Source organism: Exiguobacterium sp. UBA3968 (assembly GCF_002385115.1).
Classification (GTDB): Bacteria; Bacillota; Bacilli; order Exiguobacteriales; family Exiguobacteriaceae; genus Exiguobacterium_A.
Genome location: NZ_DGCW01000005.1, coordinates 39,936 through 57,004, shown reverse-complemented (window position 1 = coordinate 57,004; position 17,069 = coordinate 39,936). Strand labels below are relative to the sequence as shown.

At 44.5% G+C, this 17,069-nt stretch carries 14 protein-coding genes and 1 pseudogene; 5 read left to right on the top strand and 10 right to left on the bottom strand.

All coding sequences use genetic code 11. The features are described from left to right. Positions 1-49 precede the first annotated feature (49 nt). The 4 genes from B3S86_RS01995 to B3S86_RS01980 all read right to left on the bottom strand — a co-directional run bounded on the left by B3S86_RS01995 (position 50) and on the right by B3S86_RS01980 (position 4,944). The gene (locus tag B3S86_RS01995) at positions 50-1,705 is read right to left on the bottom strand and encodes a glycerol-3-phosphate dehydrogenase/oxidase (protein ID WP_290748648.1); all 1,656 of its coding nucleotides are present in this window, start codon (positions 1,703-1,705) and stop codon (positions 50-52) included. Positions 1,706-1,838: 133 nt separating this feature from the next. Then, a complete protein-coding gene (gene glpK / locus B3S86_RS01990) occupies positions 1,839-3,329 on the bottom strand; it encodes a glycerol kinase GlpK (protein ID WP_035409380.1) in 1,491 nt (496 codons plus the stop codon). Positions 3,330-3,359: 30 nt separating this feature from the next. After that, positions 3,360-4,184 (bottom strand): MIP/aquaporin family protein, encoded by an 825-nt coding sequence (locus B3S86_RS01985; RefSeq protein WP_035409382.1) that lies wholly within the window; start codon positions 4,182-4,184, stop codon positions 3,360-3,362. 196 nt (positions 4,185-4,380) lie between these two features. Then, entirely contained in the window at positions 4,381-4,944 is a 564-nt protein-coding gene (locus B3S86_RS01980; protein WP_023467370.1) for a glycerol-3-phosphate responsive antiterminator, read from the bottom strand. 239 nt (positions 4,945-5,183) lie between these two features. Here B3S86_RS01980 and B3S86_RS01975 point away from each other — a divergent pair, with 239 nt between their 5' ends. Beyond that, positions 5,184-5,756, top strand: a complete 573-nt coding sequence (locus tag B3S86_RS01975) for a hypothetical protein (RefSeq protein ID WP_290748644.1) — start codon at positions 5,184-5,186, stop codon at positions 5,754-5,756. 56 nt (positions 5,757-5,812) lie between these two features. Here the strand turns inward: B3S86_RS01975 and B3S86_RS01970 are convergent, their stop codons facing one another. Together B3S86_RS01970 and B3S86_RS01965 are read right to left on the bottom strand one after the other, a co-directional pair. After that, positions 5,813-6,556, bottom strand: a complete 744-nt coding sequence (locus B3S86_RS01970; RefSeq protein ID WP_290748642.1) for an ABC transporter permease — start codon at positions 6,554-6,556, stop codon at positions 5,813-5,815. Next, on the bottom strand, positions 6,534-7,451 hold the full coding sequence (locus B3S86_RS01965; RefSeq protein ID WP_035409389.1) for an ABC transporter ATP-binding protein: 918 nt from the start codon (positions 7,449-7,451) through the stop codon (positions 6,534-6,536). The genes B3S86_RS01970 and B3S86_RS01965 overlap by 23 nt, the downstream gene beginning before the upstream one ends. Positions 7,452-7,603: 152 nt before the next feature. On the opposite strand from B3S86_RS01965, the gene B3S86_RS01960 reads away from it, so the two are divergent. The 3 genes from B3S86_RS01960 to B3S86_RS01950 all read left to right on the top strand — a co-directional run bounded on the left by B3S86_RS01960 (position 7,604) and on the right by B3S86_RS01950 (position 11,237). After that, positions 7,604-8,074: a GNAT family N-acetyltransferase gene (locus B3S86_RS01960; protein WP_290748637.1), complete on the top strand. Its 471-nt coding sequence runs from the start codon at positions 7,604-7,606 to the stop codon at positions 8,072-8,074. A 26-nt stretch (positions 8,075-8,100) separates the two neighbouring features. After that, on the top strand, positions 8,101-9,684 hold the full coding sequence (locus tag B3S86_RS01955) for a diguanylate cyclase domain-containing protein (RefSeq protein WP_290748634.1): 1,584 nt from the start codon (positions 8,101-8,103) through the stop codon (positions 9,682-9,684). A gap of 86 nt (positions 9,685-9,770) precedes the next feature. Continuing rightward, positions 9,771-11,237, top strand: coding sequence for a glycoside hydrolase family 32 protein (locus tag B3S86_RS01950; protein WP_035409786.1), 1,467 nt, complete (start codon positions 9,771-9,773; stop codon positions 11,235-11,237). A 49-nt stretch (positions 11,238-11,286) separates the two neighbouring features. Here the strand turns inward: B3S86_RS01950 and B3S86_RS01945 are convergent, their stop codons facing one another. Continuing rightward, positions 11,287-11,784, bottom strand: coding sequence for a GNAT family N-acetyltransferase (locus B3S86_RS01945; protein ID WP_035409789.1), 498 nt, complete (start codon positions 11,782-11,784; stop codon positions 11,287-11,289). Between the two features lie 247 nt (positions 11,785-12,031). Here B3S86_RS01945 and B3S86_RS01940 point away from each other — a divergent pair, with 247 nt between their 5' ends. Next, positions 12,032-14,194 (top strand): ATP-dependent helicase, encoded by a 2,163-nt coding sequence (locus B3S86_RS01940; protein WP_290748626.1) that lies wholly within the window; start codon positions 12,032-12,034, stop codon positions 14,192-14,194. Between the two features lie 51 nt (positions 14,195-14,245). On the opposite strand, the gene mscL is transcribed toward B3S86_RS01940, so the two are convergent. The 3 genes and pseudogenes from mscL to cls form a co-directional block, all read right to left on the bottom strand. Further along, the gene (gene mscL / locus B3S86_RS01935) at positions 14,246-14,638 is read right to left on the bottom strand and encodes a large-conductance mechanosensitive channel protein MscL (protein ID WP_035409394.1); all 393 of its coding nucleotides are present in this window, start codon (positions 14,636-14,638) and stop codon (positions 14,246-14,248) included. A 12-nt stretch (positions 14,639-14,650) separates the two neighbouring features. After that, the gene (locus tag B3S86_RS01930) at positions 14,651-15,532 is read right to left on the bottom strand and encodes a Cof-type HAD-IIB family hydrolase (RefSeq protein WP_214747401.1); all 882 of its coding nucleotides are present in this window, start codon (positions 15,530-15,532) and stop codon (positions 14,651-14,653) included. Positions 15,533-15,607: 75 nt separating this feature from the next. Next, a pseudogene (cls, locus tag B3S86_RS01925) lies at positions 15,608-17,060 on the bottom strand (cardiolipin synthase). Positions 17,061-17,069: the final 9 nt, after the last annotated feature.

The following is a 17,069-nucleotide window of genomic DNA, read 5'->3' as shown; positions in this document are numbered from 1 at the left end:
AAAAAGAACCAAGATCGTTTTGATCTTGGTTCTTTAGTGCGTTCATCGCTTATTCTGTTACAAGCGCGTGTGCTGCATCTTCGATCTCAATATCGAGTTCTTTCGTGTAAGCAGCTGTTTGTTCTGCTGTCCAGTTCAAGACAGTTTTCATTTCTTCGATGACCGCGTCTTTGTGAGCACGAGCCCAAGCAATGTCGAAGAAGACAGCACCTGTACGACGGATGAAGAAGTCGATCGGACGAGCGACCATTTCATGTTCGATACCATAGTGAAGTTGTGCGTAGACAGAACGTGGAAGATCTGTCGTAGCAGCATCATATGCTGCTGCATATTCAAGCACTTTCGGTAAGTTCGAACCGTAGCGTTTTGCTAAGAATTGAACTTCCTCTGTTGTTAGACCATTCGTTGCTGTTTGAGCTTTTAGGAATTCAGCAAATCCTTTTGCTCCGCCGACATGTCCACCCGACATTGGCATGTTTTTCGTCGAGCAACGTGCATACGCAACATTTTCTTCTTTTTTCAAGAGTTTTGCAACGAGATCAACGACGTGCTCACCCATTTTACGGTATCCAGTCAATTTCCCACCAGCAATCGTGATGAGACCTGACTCAGATTGCCATACTTCATCTTTACGAGAGATTTCAGAAGGGTCTTTTCCTTGTTCATAGATCAACGGACGTACACCAGCCCAGCTTGATTCTATATCTTCCGCTGTTACTTTAACATCTGGGAACATATAGTGGATCGCGTCTAGGACGTAGTCTTGATCTTCGACTGTGAACTTCGGATGTGCTGTATCTTTATCGAAGAACGTATCTGTCGTACCAACGTATGCTTTTCCATCACGTGGAATCGCAAAAATCATACGACCGTCTGGTGTATCGAAGTAGACCGCTTGTTTGAGTGGGAATTTCGATTGATCGATGACAACGTGGACACCTTTTGTCAAACGAAGTTGTTTCCCGACTTTCGAGCCATCTTTTTCACGTAATTCATCAACCCATGGACCTGTCGCGTTGACGACTTTTTTCGCACGGATTTCATGCATGTCACCTGTCAAGAGGTCTGTCACACGCATCCCGACGACTTTTCCAGCATCGTAGATGATTTCTTCTGCTTTTGTATAGTTGACGACACGTGCGCCATGTTCGACTGCTTCTTTCATGACTTCAATCGTTAGACGAGCGTCATCTGTGCGGTACTCGACGTAGTAACCGCCACCTTTAAGACCTTGTTGTTTAACGAGTGGTTCTTTTGCTAATGTTTCTTTTGCAGATAACATCGTACGCCATTCAGAACGTTTAACACCTGCTAAGAAGTCATAGACACGAAGACCGATTGACGTACTGAACGGTCCGAATGTACCGCCCTTATGCATCGGAAGTAACATCCACTCTGGTGTCGTAACGTGTGGGCCGTTTTCGTAAACAATCGCACGTTCTTTACCGACTTCAGCGACCATTTGAACTTCGAATTGTTTTAAATAACGTAGACCACCATGGACTAATTTCGTTGAACGACTAGATGTACCAGATGCGAAATCCTGCATTTCGACGAGGCCAATCTTCATACCGCGTGACGCCGCATCGAGGGCGATTCCCGCACCTGTGATCCCGCCACCTACGACAAGTAGATCGAGTTCTTCACGTGTTAATCGATTATAGACATCTGCACGGTTTTTGCTTGAGAATGGTTGGTTAGCCATGAATAGTTCCTCCTGTTTAGGTTCGAAAAAAAAGAGACCACAACAAACACGTTGACTATGTCAACTGTTGCTGTGGTCTCTCCATATTCTCCGACCGGTTTATTAACTTGACCTTACTATAACATAGATCACATCATTTGAACAACATCGTAGCTTGAATAGCTTTTTGCCATCCGCCATAAAGCGCATCCGTCTCTTCTTTTGCCATACTCGGCTCGAAACGGCGTTCTTTTTTCCATTGCGTAGCAATTTGTTCACGGTTTTCAAAGAATCCGACAGCAAGACCTGCCAAGTAGGCTGCACCTAATGCCGTCGTCTCATTGATTTCCGGACGTTCGACCGGCGCTTGAATGATGTCACCTTGGAACTGCATTAAGAAGTTATTTTTAACCGCTCCACCGTCAACACGAAGTGTCTTCATCTCGATACCTGAATCTTGCTCCATCGCAGATAAGACGTCACGTGTTTGATAAGCGAGTGATTCTAATGTTGCGCGGATAAAGTGTTCTTTTTCCGTACCACGTGTCAAACCGAAGACTGCACCACGAACGTCTGAATCCCAGTAAGGTGTTCCAAGACCAACGAATGCCGGTACGACGTAGACACCTTCTGATGACGTGACACGCGTTGCGTATCCTTCTGATTCCTTTGCATCATCAATGATGCGTAATCCGTCTCGTAACCATTGGATTGCGGATCCTGCGACAAAGATACTGCCTTCTAAGGCATACTCAACTTTACCATCGACGCCCCACGCAATCGTTGTGAGCAGTCCATGATCAGATTTCACAGCCTCTTCGCCTGTGTTCATCAACATGAAGCAGCCTGTACCGTATGTGTTTTTCGCCATTCCTGTGTCAAAACACGCTTGACCAAACAAGGCGGCTTGTTGATCACCCGCTGCACCAGCGATCGGAACCGCTTCTCCGAAGAAATGATAACCTGCTGTTTCTGCGTACACTTCAGAAGAAGGTCGTACTTCTGGAAGCATCGCTTTCGGGACGTCTAAGATGTCGAGTAATTCGTCATCCCATTTTAATTCATGAATGTTGTACATCAACGTACGACTCGCATTCGAATAGTCGGTCACATGTGCTTTTCCGCCAGATAATTTCCAGATGAGCCACGTATCGATCGTCCCGAATAATAGTTCACCACGTTCAGCACGCGCTCGTGCTCCTTCGACATGATCCAAAATCCATTTGACTTTCGTACCAGAGAAATAAGCATCAATCAATAGACCTGTCTTCTCACGGAAGAGCTCGGCATGACCGGCTGCTCGAAGCGCTTCACAAATTTCAGCCGTTTGTCTCGATTGCCACACGACTGCATTGTGAATCGGTTTCCCTGTTTCTTTTTCCCAGACGACGGCTGTTTCACGTTGGTTCGTGATCCCGATGCCGGCAATCTGCGACGGTTTTATGTTTGCTTCCGTCAGACAAGTCGCCACGACCGCAAGGACACTTCCCCAAATCTCGTTTGCGTTGTGTTCGACCCAACCTGGTTTTGGAAAATACTGCGTGAATTCCTGTTGCGCTGAATGTACGATCTCACCAGCACGATTAAACAGGATCGCACGTGTACTTGTCGTTCCCTGATCCAATGACAAAATGTAGTTCTCCATCTCTTCCCCATCCTTTTGTATCTAAATAAGTTAAGCTGACTTTGACTTCACTGACGTTGTTTTGTTCGGACGAACACCGAATCTATAGCATAAGCCTAATATGATGATTGTCACAAGTCCTACAATCCAAAAAGCCGGTGTATCTTTTCCTGTGAAGACCGAACGATAAAACAATCCGCCAAGACTTCCACCAAGAACTGGTCCAAGAACCGGAATCCAAGAGTACCCCCAATTCGATGATCCTTTTCCATGAATCGGTAGGATGAAATGGGCAATACGAGGACCAAGGTCCCGCGCCGGGTTCATCGCATATCCTGTCGTACCTCCGAATGACATACCGAGGCTGACGATCAAGAAGCCGACAATTAGAGGATTCAGACCATCCGAGAACTTATTCGCTCCGATTGATAACAACCCGATAACAAGTAAGAACGTCGCAATCATTTCACTCATTAGATTAGCAAATGTGTATGGAATCGCTGGAGACGTTGCAAAGACGCCAAGCTTCGTTGCTGGATCCTTCGTTTCCGCCCAATGTGGTAAGTAGTGCACGAAAACAAGACTTGCACCTAATATCCCGCCGGCGATTTGAGCGACGATATAGCCTGGTACATCCGCCCATGCAAATGAGCCGTCAAATGCTAAACCAAGCGTCACTGCTGGATTAAGGTGTGCCCCACTGAATTGACCAACGGCATACGCGGCAATCGCTACGGCAAATCCCCATGCAAACGTGATGACGATCCATCCTGCGTCCTTCGCGAACGATTTCGTTAAGCTAACGCCTGCGCCAACACCATTTCCAAGCGCGACTAGCAAGGCTGTACCTAAAAATTCTGCTAATAAAGGTGACATAAGTGTTCCTCCTTTTTTATTATGTGAAAAAAGCAACATAAAAAGGAGATCCACGTCAGCTCATACTTGAATTTTCTTCAAGTAGAACTCACACGTGAATCTCCCTTTTCTCCGTCACTTTGTATCAACTTGATATCACTATAACAATCGGTGAAAACGCTGTCAAACGTTCCAAATGATTTTTCTCACATTCCGATTAAGAGCGTGGTTCAAAATGCCGCCATAAATCCTTATTCGATGTCGTAATGCTTGAGGCACCTGCTTCAATCGCTTGTTCGACTTCTTCTACTGTATCAATCAGTCCCCCTGCGAATACGAGACGTCCTGTCTTTTCCTTCACTTCTTGAATATACTTCGGCATCAACCCTGGTAATACTTCGATGTAATCAGGTTGTGTGCGTTCCATAAGTTGATAACTTTTTTCAAGTGAACTGGAATCGAGTAAGAACATACGCTGCATCGTCTTGACCTTTTTTTGACGTGCCTTCAAGATGACACTCGCCTTCGTCGAAATGACGCCATACGGTTTCAGTTCTTGGCAAACATATTCCGTCGCGTACTCATCATTTTTTAACCCCTGGACGAGATCCATATGCAAAAACATTTTTTTATCGTATCGATGTGCCATCTCATAGACTGCTTTTAAACGCGAGACGTGCATTTCGAGTAAGACCCCATACTCATATGGACTCTTCAGCATCTTTTCAAAGTCTTCTAATTTTCTAACGGAAGGCAGGATCTTCTGTCCAAAATATGTCATGCGTTCTCCCCCTGATTCGTAATGTGTCCTAAGTATGTCGTGAAACTGAGGTATTAGGCAATGCTCTTTTCATGAAAATAAGTGAAAAGAGCGCTACGATTAGGGTATAGCTTAACGAAACGATTTATTTTCAGGAGGTGAATGCGCAGTCCTACCGTCTGTGCACGTCAATGAGTCAGCAAAAACGGATCACTATTTATTTATTTTCGATTTTAATTAATGCCCTAGGTAACAGCTTTATGGTGACCGCCTCGATCGGCAGTGCACCTTGGACATCCGCAAGCGAAGCTGTCGCGGCGATCTCACCGTTAACTGTCGGGCTGGCCATCATCGTTTTACATGTGCTTGCCTTGATTGCAGCGCTTTCTCTTGGAAGCCGCTTCAGTTGGTGGACGATCGTCCTCAGTTTCGCACTCGTCGTACTGTTCGGCGCCGCAATTGATTTCTTCTTATCAATCCATCAATTGATCTACACACCACAAGGACTATGGATGCGCGCCTTGTACATGTTAATCGGTATGCCGTTGATTTCACTTGGACTTGCACTTTATCTCCAAATCGGCTTCGTGTTGATGCCGCCAGATTACTTGATGAAATCACTCATCACCCGCTTTAAAAGTACATCAATCGGAGCAACGATTAGTCTCGGGATTCCTTTTTTGATTGCCAGTCTCTTTTCACTGATTGAACGTCAATTGATCGGCATCGGAGTCGGAACTTTTATTTTCTTAATATTGAATGGTCCGCTGATTGAATGGTTTCAGCGACTGTTCCCGATTACGGCTCGTCCGCCTAAACGAACTAGTTCTTAAATACTCAAAGAAAAGAGTTGCTCACAGACAAATTCGTCCGTGAGCAACTCTTTTCTTTACGTGTAGGATTTTCTCTGGAAAACAAGAATTGACGCGCCTAATAAGACGATGATATGCGCCATTACGAACAAGACCGAGAATGTTAAAGATGTTCCCATTGCTTCACTGATACCATAGGAAACAGAATCCTTGAAATACATCGACCAGTCCAAGTGCATGAATACGATCCATTTGGCAATCGCTGGTTTAAAGCCGATCAATAGACTTCCCGCAATGCTCGTAAAGAACTGCGCTAATACGGTAAAGCCAATGATCATACCGACCGAGCGGAATAATAATGAGAAGAACAACGTCATAAATATCGTAAAAATCGGACTGACGACCTCAACGATCGTTTCGCGGAACAGGATCGGATCTCCTACCTCTGAAAACACAAATGAGCCTGCGTAGACGATCGCAGCAATGAACACGAATTGGAATAACATGATCAAGATCGAGAAGATCAGCTTCGAGAAATAAATCATCATTCGTGAATATGGACTCATTAATAGATGTTTCATCGTATCATACCGTACTTCATTCCCGATAGCTTCTGCCGTGAAGACGATCGTGATGATCCCTAATAAGGAGGTCAACAACACAAATGTTAAGGAATAGTAATCATAGCGTGTGAACTCAAAATCATTTGTCTTCGCCACAATGATAATACCAACCGCAATGACGACATATAGCGCTAAGACGATTTTCGCTTTTTTAGTCGTCCACCATTTCATCCATTCATTTTGTATGAGCGAAAGCATGTGAATCCCCCTCTTTTTTCGTTACTTGCAGGAATTGTTCTTCGAGCGTCAAGCGTTTGACGGTCAATTCATGTAAGTCAGCAATCGGCACGACAAGTCGGGCAATCGCCGGACACTCACTTTCTGGTGCTGTGATGATGATTTGTTCATCAAGTACTTCTGATGGATAGTTCGCGATGCGAAGGGCTTCAAGTACGTCAGTCATCGCTTCCTTATTGACGCGGAGTGCCACCTTTGCTCCGGTTTCGTTACGAACCGATTCGACCGACTTGATGACACCTTGATCAATGATGGCATATCGATCACTGATTTGTTCCATTTCACTCAGCATATGACTTGAGATCAAAATTGCGATATCCTGCTCACGCGCCATTTGTCGTAAATACTCACGAAGTTCTGCGATCCCGGACGGATCTAGACCATTTGTCGGTTCATCTAAAATCAAGACGCGCGGATTATGTAACAACGCGCGAGCAATTCCAAGACGTTGCTTCATTCCGAGTGAATACTCTCCAACTTTCTTCGAAAGCTTTCCTTCTAAACCAACGAGACGAGCAAGTGCGTCATAGTCGACTTGTCCGAGTCCTGGAATCAGGTTTTTTGCATGTATCAAGTTTTGTTTGCCTGTTAAATAAGGATAAAAAGCTGGATTTTCAACGATTGCTCCGATTTGCGTCAATGCCTTCGAACGCTCTTCTACGACATCATAGCCATTGACCGTGACTCGCCCAGCATCCTGCTCAAGCAAACCCGTGATGATACGAATCGTTGTCGTCTTCCCTGCCCCATTTGGTCCGAGGAAGCCGAACACTTCTCCTGGGGATACCTCAAAACTGACGTCTTTTAGAATTTGCTCTTTTCCGAGACGCTTTGAGATATTTTCAATCTTTAACATCTGCTCTTCCTCCTCATTCATATTTTGTCTATGCTATATAGTGTACGTGAATTCCCTGCGAAAGTTTCTTTTCTTACAAATGTGTAATCTGATTCCAAATAAAAATCCGCTAACGCAGAAATTTGAGACTAAATAAGGAATGGAGTCTTCAGATGATTCTTTTTGAAGAAATGACACGTGAGCATTTTCCGATCGTTCAATCACTGTACGCAAGCGTTCCAGAGTATGCATGCCTAGAAGAACGGGCGCTACCACTCTCTGATTCGATCTTACAGGAGGAATTCTTGAATCCCGATACTGTATCGCTGATCGGGTATATCGATGGAGAACCTGTCTTACTGATTGACTACCTCCCAAAGCATCCGCAAGACGGTACAACGTGGATTGGTTTATTTTTACTTGATGCTTCTCATCATGGCACCGGAACGGGTAGTCGGTTACTGTCCGCCTTTTTCAATCAATTCTTAAGTCGAGAGTCACAGATTTATCTCGCCGTATTACCTGATAACGTAAAAGCCCGACGGTTTTGGGAAAAACATGGATTCCGCTACGTACGAACGAGCATCTCGAACCGTAAACAGCAAGTAGACGTCTATGTATATGAGTCAAACAAAAACAAATGAGAAACGTATGAATGGAGTATCACACAATGTCCAGACCCTCACTTCGCTTTGACATCCTGTTAGCGGGATTGATTTCTCTATTATTTTTAAGCATGACGCTGTTGTTGACCTTCTTCATCAGTCAACACGCGACAAGCCGACTCCAATCGGAAGTCGGAATGAATCTGTCAACGACTGCTCATCAACTATCCGACAAGCTCGATCATTACATGTGGTCACGCTATGCAGAAGTGAAGTTGCTTGGCTCTTTATCAACGATTCAACAAACAGATCAAAAAGTAGAAACACGTCGGACACTAGAGGAGTTACAACGACAGATTCCCGACTTTTCTTGGATTGGTCGTTTAGATGCGAACGGTAAAGTCATTGCGTCAACGAACCAGATTCTTGAAGGAACATCGATCAAAGAACGACCTGTTTTTCAAGAAGCATTATCGCAACCATTCATCGGTGATGTTCATGAAGCCGTCCTACTCGCAAAATTATTGCCGAATCCAAGTGGTGAGCCACTCCAATTTGTCGATATAAGTACACCTTTATATGATAAGGGACGATTTTCCGGCGTCCTCGCGACACACCTCAGTTTCGAATGGGCTAAAGCGATTGAACAAAGTTTCCAGAGCGCTACCTCTTCTCTCCAAAAAGTCGATGTCTTCATCGTTAGTCAAGATCGAAAGACGATTTTGCTTGGACCAAACGGATGGAGTGGTAAGACATTGCCTACTAGTGTAACGCTCACTTCGAATGCTCCTGCGACCGCTTTTTGGAAAGAGAAAGAATTCGTCTCTGGTCAAAGTACGAGCCGTGGTTACAAAGACTATGATGGACTAGGTTGGACGGTTCTCGTGCGTCAACCGACATCGATTGCCTTCGCTGATGCCGACGCTTTACGCCAAACGATTTTTATCGCTGGGTTAATTGCCTCTCTCATTACAGCTCTGCTTGGGTGGATGTTAGCGAAACTGCTGACTCGACCACTCTTAAAAATCACGCATGCCGCACAACAAATGCAAGGTGATCCTTCAAAATCACTTCCGAACCATCGTGGAATCCGAGAAATCGAGACATTGACAGATGCCCTACAGCAACTGATTCGTCGATTGCTGCATACCGAAAAAGAAAAACTGACGTTTGAACGATTATCGCAACGTGACAGTCTCACGGGTCTTGCGAATCGAAACGGTCTTGCTCAATACATCGAACAATTACCTATAGGAACGCATTCCATCTACCTTTGTCTCGATTTAGACGGTTTTAAAGCAGTTAACGACACATATGGGCACGCACTTGGTGATCTCCTCCTGATCGAGGTCGGTCAACGTCTCAAACAGTTACTTCCACCTGGTGGCTTCGTCGCTCGTCTTGGTGGCGATGAGTTCATCATCGTCTTAACGCATCAGTCTGTAGCAGAAGCACAACACTTAGGTGAACAATGGATTGCCCATGTCTCGATGCCTTATCATTTAGAAGAACAAACCGTCCATATCGGAATGAGCATCGGACTTGCTGAACAGATAGCAGGTGAATCGCTCGAGCAAGTCATGCACCATGCGGATTTAGCGCTCTATCGTTCGAAGCAAGATGGTAAAGGATGTATGTCCGTTCATTGACCTTTTGGAACGGAGGATTGACAAGCGCGGTTCTCCTCCGTAAGGTGAACGAGAAGCGTATAAATTTTCAACAAGGAGCTGTCAGCATGAATCAATGGACACGTGAAGCACGATATCGTCCCCTCTCGGATGTCGATCCGACCGTATACCAAGCGATGAAGGAAGAAGTAAGAACATCTCCTTGGCGATTTTCTTACCATATCCAACCTCCAACCGGACTTTTGAATGATCCGAACGGCTTCGTCTACCACGACGGTCTTTATCATTTATTTTATCAATGGTTCCCACTCGGTCCTGTTCATGGTCTAAAGTACTGGTATCACATGACATCAAAAGACCTCGTACATTGGTTCGATGAAGGGGCCGCCTTGATTCCAAATGACGATCCTGATTCGCACGGCGCTTATTCCGGTAGTGGCTTCATCAAAGATGATCAAGTGCACATCATGTATACCGGTAACAAACGGGACGCAGAGTGGAATCGCCATACGAGTCAAATCGTTGGGCACCTTCGTTCGGATGGACGGATTGAAAAACACTTACCACCTGCTATTCCAACCGTTCCTGAAGGCTATACAGAACATTTTCGTGATCCGAAAGTCTTTCAAGATGCATCGGGCATCTGGTACTGCATACTTGGAGCACAGCGCACTGACTTGACAGGTTGTACTGTCATTTATCAGTCTCAAGATGCAGAGCACTGGACGTTTGTCGGTGAGTTACGGACGAACTACCCGACATTCGGTTATATGTGGGAATGTCCTGATTATTTCGAGCTTAATGGAAAAGGCGTCTTTCTCTTTAGTCCTCAAGGGATTGAGCCAGATGGTACGAACTATCAAAATATTTTCCAGTCCGGTTACTTCATCGGGGAACCGTTAGCTTTACCCAACTTAACATTCACACATGAACCTTTCCAAGAACTCGATTTCGGATTCGACTTCTATGCGCCACAAACAACTGAGGCGGCAGATGGTCGACGGATTCTTGTTGGTTGGATGGGTTTACCGGACATTAGTTATCCTTCTGACATTTATAACTGGGCACATGCTTTGACATTGCCACGTGAATTAACGATCGAACAGGGACAACTTCGTCAACGACCTGTCCATGAACTGACACAGCTACGAAAAGAAACCTTATTTGACGAAACGATTCTTTTCGAGCAAGATGTGACGGTTGCGGAAGCCGAGATTTTCGAACTCGTGATGACAGACTTGAAGCTGTCGTCGGATTCGTTCCGCTTCTCAATTCGTCAAGACGCTACAGAAGAAACCCTATTTAAATATGATGTCGTTTCGCGTCAATTTACGATTGACCGGAGTCGTTCGGGTGTAGACGTTCCTGCTGAATCATTTGGTACATCACGATCGACTGTCCTTTCGAAAGACTTGCAGACATTACGTTTGTTTGTGGACCGGTCCTCGTTCGAACTTTTCCTCAATGATGGAGAAGCCGTCGCAAGCGGACGTATTTTCCCAAAAGCAACGAGTCGAGGTATCGGATTCTCTGGTGAGGCGACTGCCCACCTCTCTATTTATGATTTATCTTAAATAACAAAAAGCATTTTCCTGAACATAATCAGGAAAATGCTTTTTTACTTCACTGCTTCAATCGTGATTCCTTTTCTAAATCGAAGGCGAGAATATGTTGCTCTCCGATTGGACCCATGACCGATTGTAACGTATCGACATATCCCGTCTTGAAATACAGTGATTTTGCAGCGATATTCTTTTTATTGACCGCAAGTGTAATCGATGTGACTTCCGGGAAATGATGATGAACGAACTCCGGTAACTGCATCATCGCTTCCTTCGCGTATCCTTGATGTTGATGCCGTTCATCAATCGAAAAGGCACGTAACAGGACACTTTGTTCATCCGTCCGGTGTGTTTTAGGGGGATTGAGATGGAGAATAAAAAATCCGACGACGAGCTCGTCTTTTTTAATAACAACCGGAAACTTATCGGGATGTGCAACCGCATCCGTAACGACATCCGTTGGAAAAGAAGTAAACTGAACTTGTTCTTCCGGAAGAATGAACGCCTCACATTGTTCATAATGTTCATTTGTATACATGTGTAATTTCACTACAGACATTCTCATTCCGCCTTCCCTCTTTGTACAGGACAAGAGAGTACTCTCTTACATCTATTCCCATTTTAATATTTTTGAGTCCATTTGCCTAGTCTTTTAAAGGCACTCCTCTTACATTGATTCCAATAGTCTTTTGTCTCTTTATTCCACGGTTCGTCTTTCAGTAATCCAATCCGATCATTAAAAATGCTACACTAGGGAGAGTTCGATTTAATGGACACGAAATTAAACGCTCGAGGTGAACTGTATCATGCATGAAGATTTTTTCGAACAGATGGAGCGATTGACCGGCATTCAATTGAATCCTGTCCAACAACAGGCAATTGAACATGACCATGGTCCGTTGCTGTTACTCGCCTCACCCGGCTCTGGAAAAACAACGACTCTTAATTTTAAGATTGCCTATTTGATTTTACAAAAAAAAATTGAACCACATCGTATTCTTGGACTGACCTTCAGTAAAGCGGCAGCTCGCGAGATGGCGGATCGATTTTATCATTTATTCCATGAACTAATTGGAACAACAGCGGCTTTTTCGACAATCCACAGTTTTGCTTTTCAAGTCGTCCGGGACCATACGTCTCAACAACGCCTCTCCTATACGATCATCGAAGGACCGATGGATCAACAACATCCGAATGCGCCACATAAACGGATGTTACTGCGCCGTATTTTCCAGGAAATTAATCGAAGTGTCATTACCGATGATCAAATGGATGAGTTGTTACGGATGATTTCCTTTGTCAAAAATCGCCTTCTTTCTTTAAAAGAAATCAAGGCAGTACCGACGACGATCAAACACTTTCCTGACATCTACGTTGCATATGAACAATTCAAGTCTCGTGATCCTCTACATGCGTTACTTGATTTCGATGATATGTTGACGTACGCTAATACGATTTTGGAACAAGACCGTCGTCTATTGCAACATTACCAACGTCGCTTCGATTATATTCTGACAGATGAGAGTCAAGATACATCACTCGTTCAGCATCAACTGGTTGAAAAGTTAGCCTTACCCCACAATCGCCTTTGTGTCGTCGCGGACGATGACCAGACGCTTTACAGTTGGCGTGGCGCAGATGCATCCAAGATTCTCCACTTCAAGGATACGTATCCGAATGCGACGATTCTTTACATGGAACAAAATTATCGCTCATCAAAGGACATCGTCTCAGTCGCCAATCAGTTCATCCAACGTAATAAAGCACGTTATCCGAAACAGATGTTCACGGAGAATGCTGCGGTTCGTCCAATTATCTTAGAGACGCTACCGACTTATGAAGATCAGACTCGTTATTTATTGAATCAGTTACGGACGGAAACGAATTACCGCGAAGTCGCCATCTTATATCGCAACAATGCTTCTTCGATCAACGTCATGAATGCGTTAGATCAAGCAAACATTCCTTTTTACATTAAGGATGTTGATCATAAATTCTTCAGTCATTGGATTTTGAAGGATATTTTAAATTTCATGACATTCGCACAAGATCCAACAGATATCGAGATTCTAGCAACCATCCATACGAAGTTCGCCGGATATATCTCAAAAGCTCAACTGGCTCAATTGCAACAGTTTGGTTCGGGTGAATCTGTATTTGATCTACTCATAAACAAAATCGAGATGAAGTTTTATCAAAAGAAACAACTTCAACAAATGAAGCGCACATTCGCTTCCATTCAGACCGTTCGACCGTCTGCTGCCCTCTCTTTGATTCGTCATGAACTGGGCTACGAAAAGAATTTGCGGAAAATGAGTGAGAGTCTCGGTTTTAGTCTCGATCACCTGCTTGAGACATTAAATACGATCGATAACATCGCAAGTGATGTACCGACGTTACTCGCCTTTCGTGAGCGGATCGCGCATCTCGAACAGTTGATGCGTGATGCGAAACAAAACAAAAATCAAAATGCGGTCACCCTTTCGACCTTTCACAGTGCAAAGGGGCTTGAATTTGATCGCGTCTTTATGATTGATCTCGTTGCTGGTATTCTTCCATCGGCTGACACGATCAAGGCGTACAAGAATGGACAACTCGATGATATGGAAGAAGCAGCACGCTTGTTTTACGTCGGGATGACACGGGCACGACACGAACTGCATCTCCTGTCTTATCGTTTTAAATCGAAATCGTTCGATGTCTCACCATTCGTCGAAGACGTTCATCGTCTTGTTACACCGGATTCCGCAAAACGAAAAATAGAACGCCAATGTCCTGCCATTGCAGCGCGAGCTAAAGTTCCTCCACTTCCGATCACTGAGAACATGCGTGTATCGCATACAGCATTTGGTCCCGGAACCGTCTTGCACCTGGTTGATGACGTGCTAGAAATTTCATTTGATCAAGGAATGAAAAAACAGCTTTCGTTACAAGTCTGCTCCGAAAATGCATTACTCGAAATTTTATGAGCCAAAAAAGCCTGTTTCACATAAATATGTGAGACAGGCTTTTGGTATATATCAGTTTTTAGGTGATGACTCATTTTGACGAATCAAGGCATCTCTGATTTCTGTCAATAGTTTTTCTTCTGTCGTTGGTACCGCTTCTTCTTCGACGACTTCTTCCTTCTTCCGGAACGAAGTGATTCCTTTGACGAAGATGAACAAAGCAAAGGCAATCAATAAGAATTCGATACTCGCCTGAAGGAACTGACCGTACTGTAATTTTGCATTTCCGACCATGATTGATAATCCTTTGACATCAATACCACCGATGATGATACCGATCAACGGCATGAAGACGCTGTCGACGAGTGATTTGATAATACCGCTGAACGCAGCACCGAGAATGACTCCGACCGCTAAATCGATCACATTGCCTCGAAAAGCAAACTCCTTAAATGCCTTAAACATGAAACGTCCCCCTTACCAAGCACGGGACGCCAGTTGCTGAATCGCATATCCGACGCCGTGCTCATCGTTTATTTTCGTCACATGATGCGCAATCGCTTTTGCTTCATCATGACCATTCCCCATCGCGATCGCCTTTCCAGCAACCTTAAACATGGGAAGATCGTTCAGATTATCACCGATGACAGCGACTTGTTCGATCGGCACACCAAGGTGGTCCGCGAGGATTTTAACTGCCGTTCCTTTATCGGCACCGACTGCCATGACTTCGATGTTATCGTGTCCTGACGACGTGACATAGACACCCTCGACTTTCTGCTCGATTTCCTGCCAGATTGTTTTCATCAATTCTTGATCAAATGAGAACGAAATGAACTTGAATACTTTTCCCGCTTGATTACGAATGTATGACCGGAATCCATCAATCATCTTGACGTCTTCGTGGACATAATAGCGATCGTGGAAGAAATCAAGCACTTGTTTTGCCCGATCACTTTCTTCACTTAATTCTTTTAACGAATCGTAGGCTGCATCAATCGTCGCTCCTTGCGCTGTCACGAGTCCTTGATCACAGAACATCTCGAAGAAGACTTCGTACTGGCTAATGATGCCGTAAATTTGCTGTGCTTGTTCTGTCGTCAGAGTCGTCGCACTCAACTCTTCTCCATCGACGGTCATCACACGTGCCCCGTTTGAAGCAATGATCGGACAATGAATTCCTGCGGCATCCGTCAATTCTTTAGCATTTAAGTAATTACGTCCTGTTGCAATTGCAAACTCGACACCTTGTTCGCGTGCTGCTTCAATTGCCTGAATCGTCTCCGGCTCTATTCGTTGTTTGCCCGAAAGAACGGTACCATCCATGTCTGATACGAGTAATTTAATTGGATTTGCCATCGTCTTCACTCTCCTCTTTTTCTATTTCCATACTACTATACCATTTTTCACATTTTGACTGGTCGTAAACACGGTTTACAAAATCGGTGACAACAAACGCGAAATACTTTCCTTGAATTTGATCATTCTTGAACGCGCAACATACGACTCGACCGTCATGAGCTTTGATACATCACAATCGGCTAAGAAGAGCCGTTCTAGTTCAATTGCTACTTCCTGATCATAGACAATTGTATTCATTTCGAAATTTAAACGGAAACTTCGTGCATCGATATTCGTCGTCCCGACTGAAGCAATCTCTCCATCAACAACAATCGTCTTCGCATGTAAAAATCCAGGTTCATACGTGTAGACTTTAGCTCCGTACGACAACAACTCTCCTACAGCAGCTGTCGTCGCCCAATAAACGAATGGATGGTCCGGCTTATTCGGAATCATGATGCGCACCTCCACTCCAGACAGAAGAGCTGTCTTACATGCATCTAAATAACTCGTGTCTGGAATGAAATAAGGCGATTGAATGTAAATCGTCCGCTTTGCCTCATTGATCATCTTGATCAAAGCAAGCTTCAGATATTCTGAACGGGAATCCGGACCCGACGTGACGATTTGCATCGGTAATATATTCTGAACCCTGTGTGTCCCGTAGTAGAACAATGATTTTTCTGTATAGACGTCACTCGCTTGATTCCAGTCAAGAATAAAACGGTCGAGCTGATCGTGAACGACATCACCTTTCAAGCGAAAATGCGTATCCCGCCAGTAGCCGAACTTTTCATCGATACCTAGATATTCCGTACCGACGTTAAATCCACCAATGTAGCCGATTCGACCGTCAATGATACAGGATTTACGGTGATTGCGGTTATTTAAGCGAAAATTAACGAAACCAATCGTCGACGGGAAAAAAAGCGAACACTTCTCCCCCATGTACCAGTAAATCTTTGAAATCCGTCCGTTTGAGACTACGTGATCCGACAGCATCATATAATAGACGGACTTTGATTCCACGACGGGCACATTCGGTTAATGTATCGATCAACGCTAGCCCAAGGCGATCTTTCTGAATGATGTAGTATTGAATATTCACTTCATGCTCTGCCTGGCGGATATCTTGAATCATCCGATTGAATTTCTGTTCTCCATCCGAAAGAATCTGCAGTTGATTCGAGAGACTGAGTAACGAACCGTTCGACATCAGATTCATCCGAATCATATCCCGGTGCTTTTGAATCATCGGGTGCCGCCCCATCGTCACGAGTTCTTTTTTCTGTAAGGCAATCCGTCTATCGTGTTCTAGTTGTTCTTCTTCCGTAATACGATAAAAATTCGATTTTTTCAACAATCTTCCGAAAAACAGATAGACGAGAAACCCAACGAGCGGAACGAAATACAAGATGAAAACCCATGCCCACGTCGCACCAATATCGCGCCGTTCGAGAAAAATAACCGTTAGGACCGCCAAGATATTCATGATGAGCAATCCGTAGACGATGATGATCGTGAACGTACTCCATACTTCCACCATACGATTCCC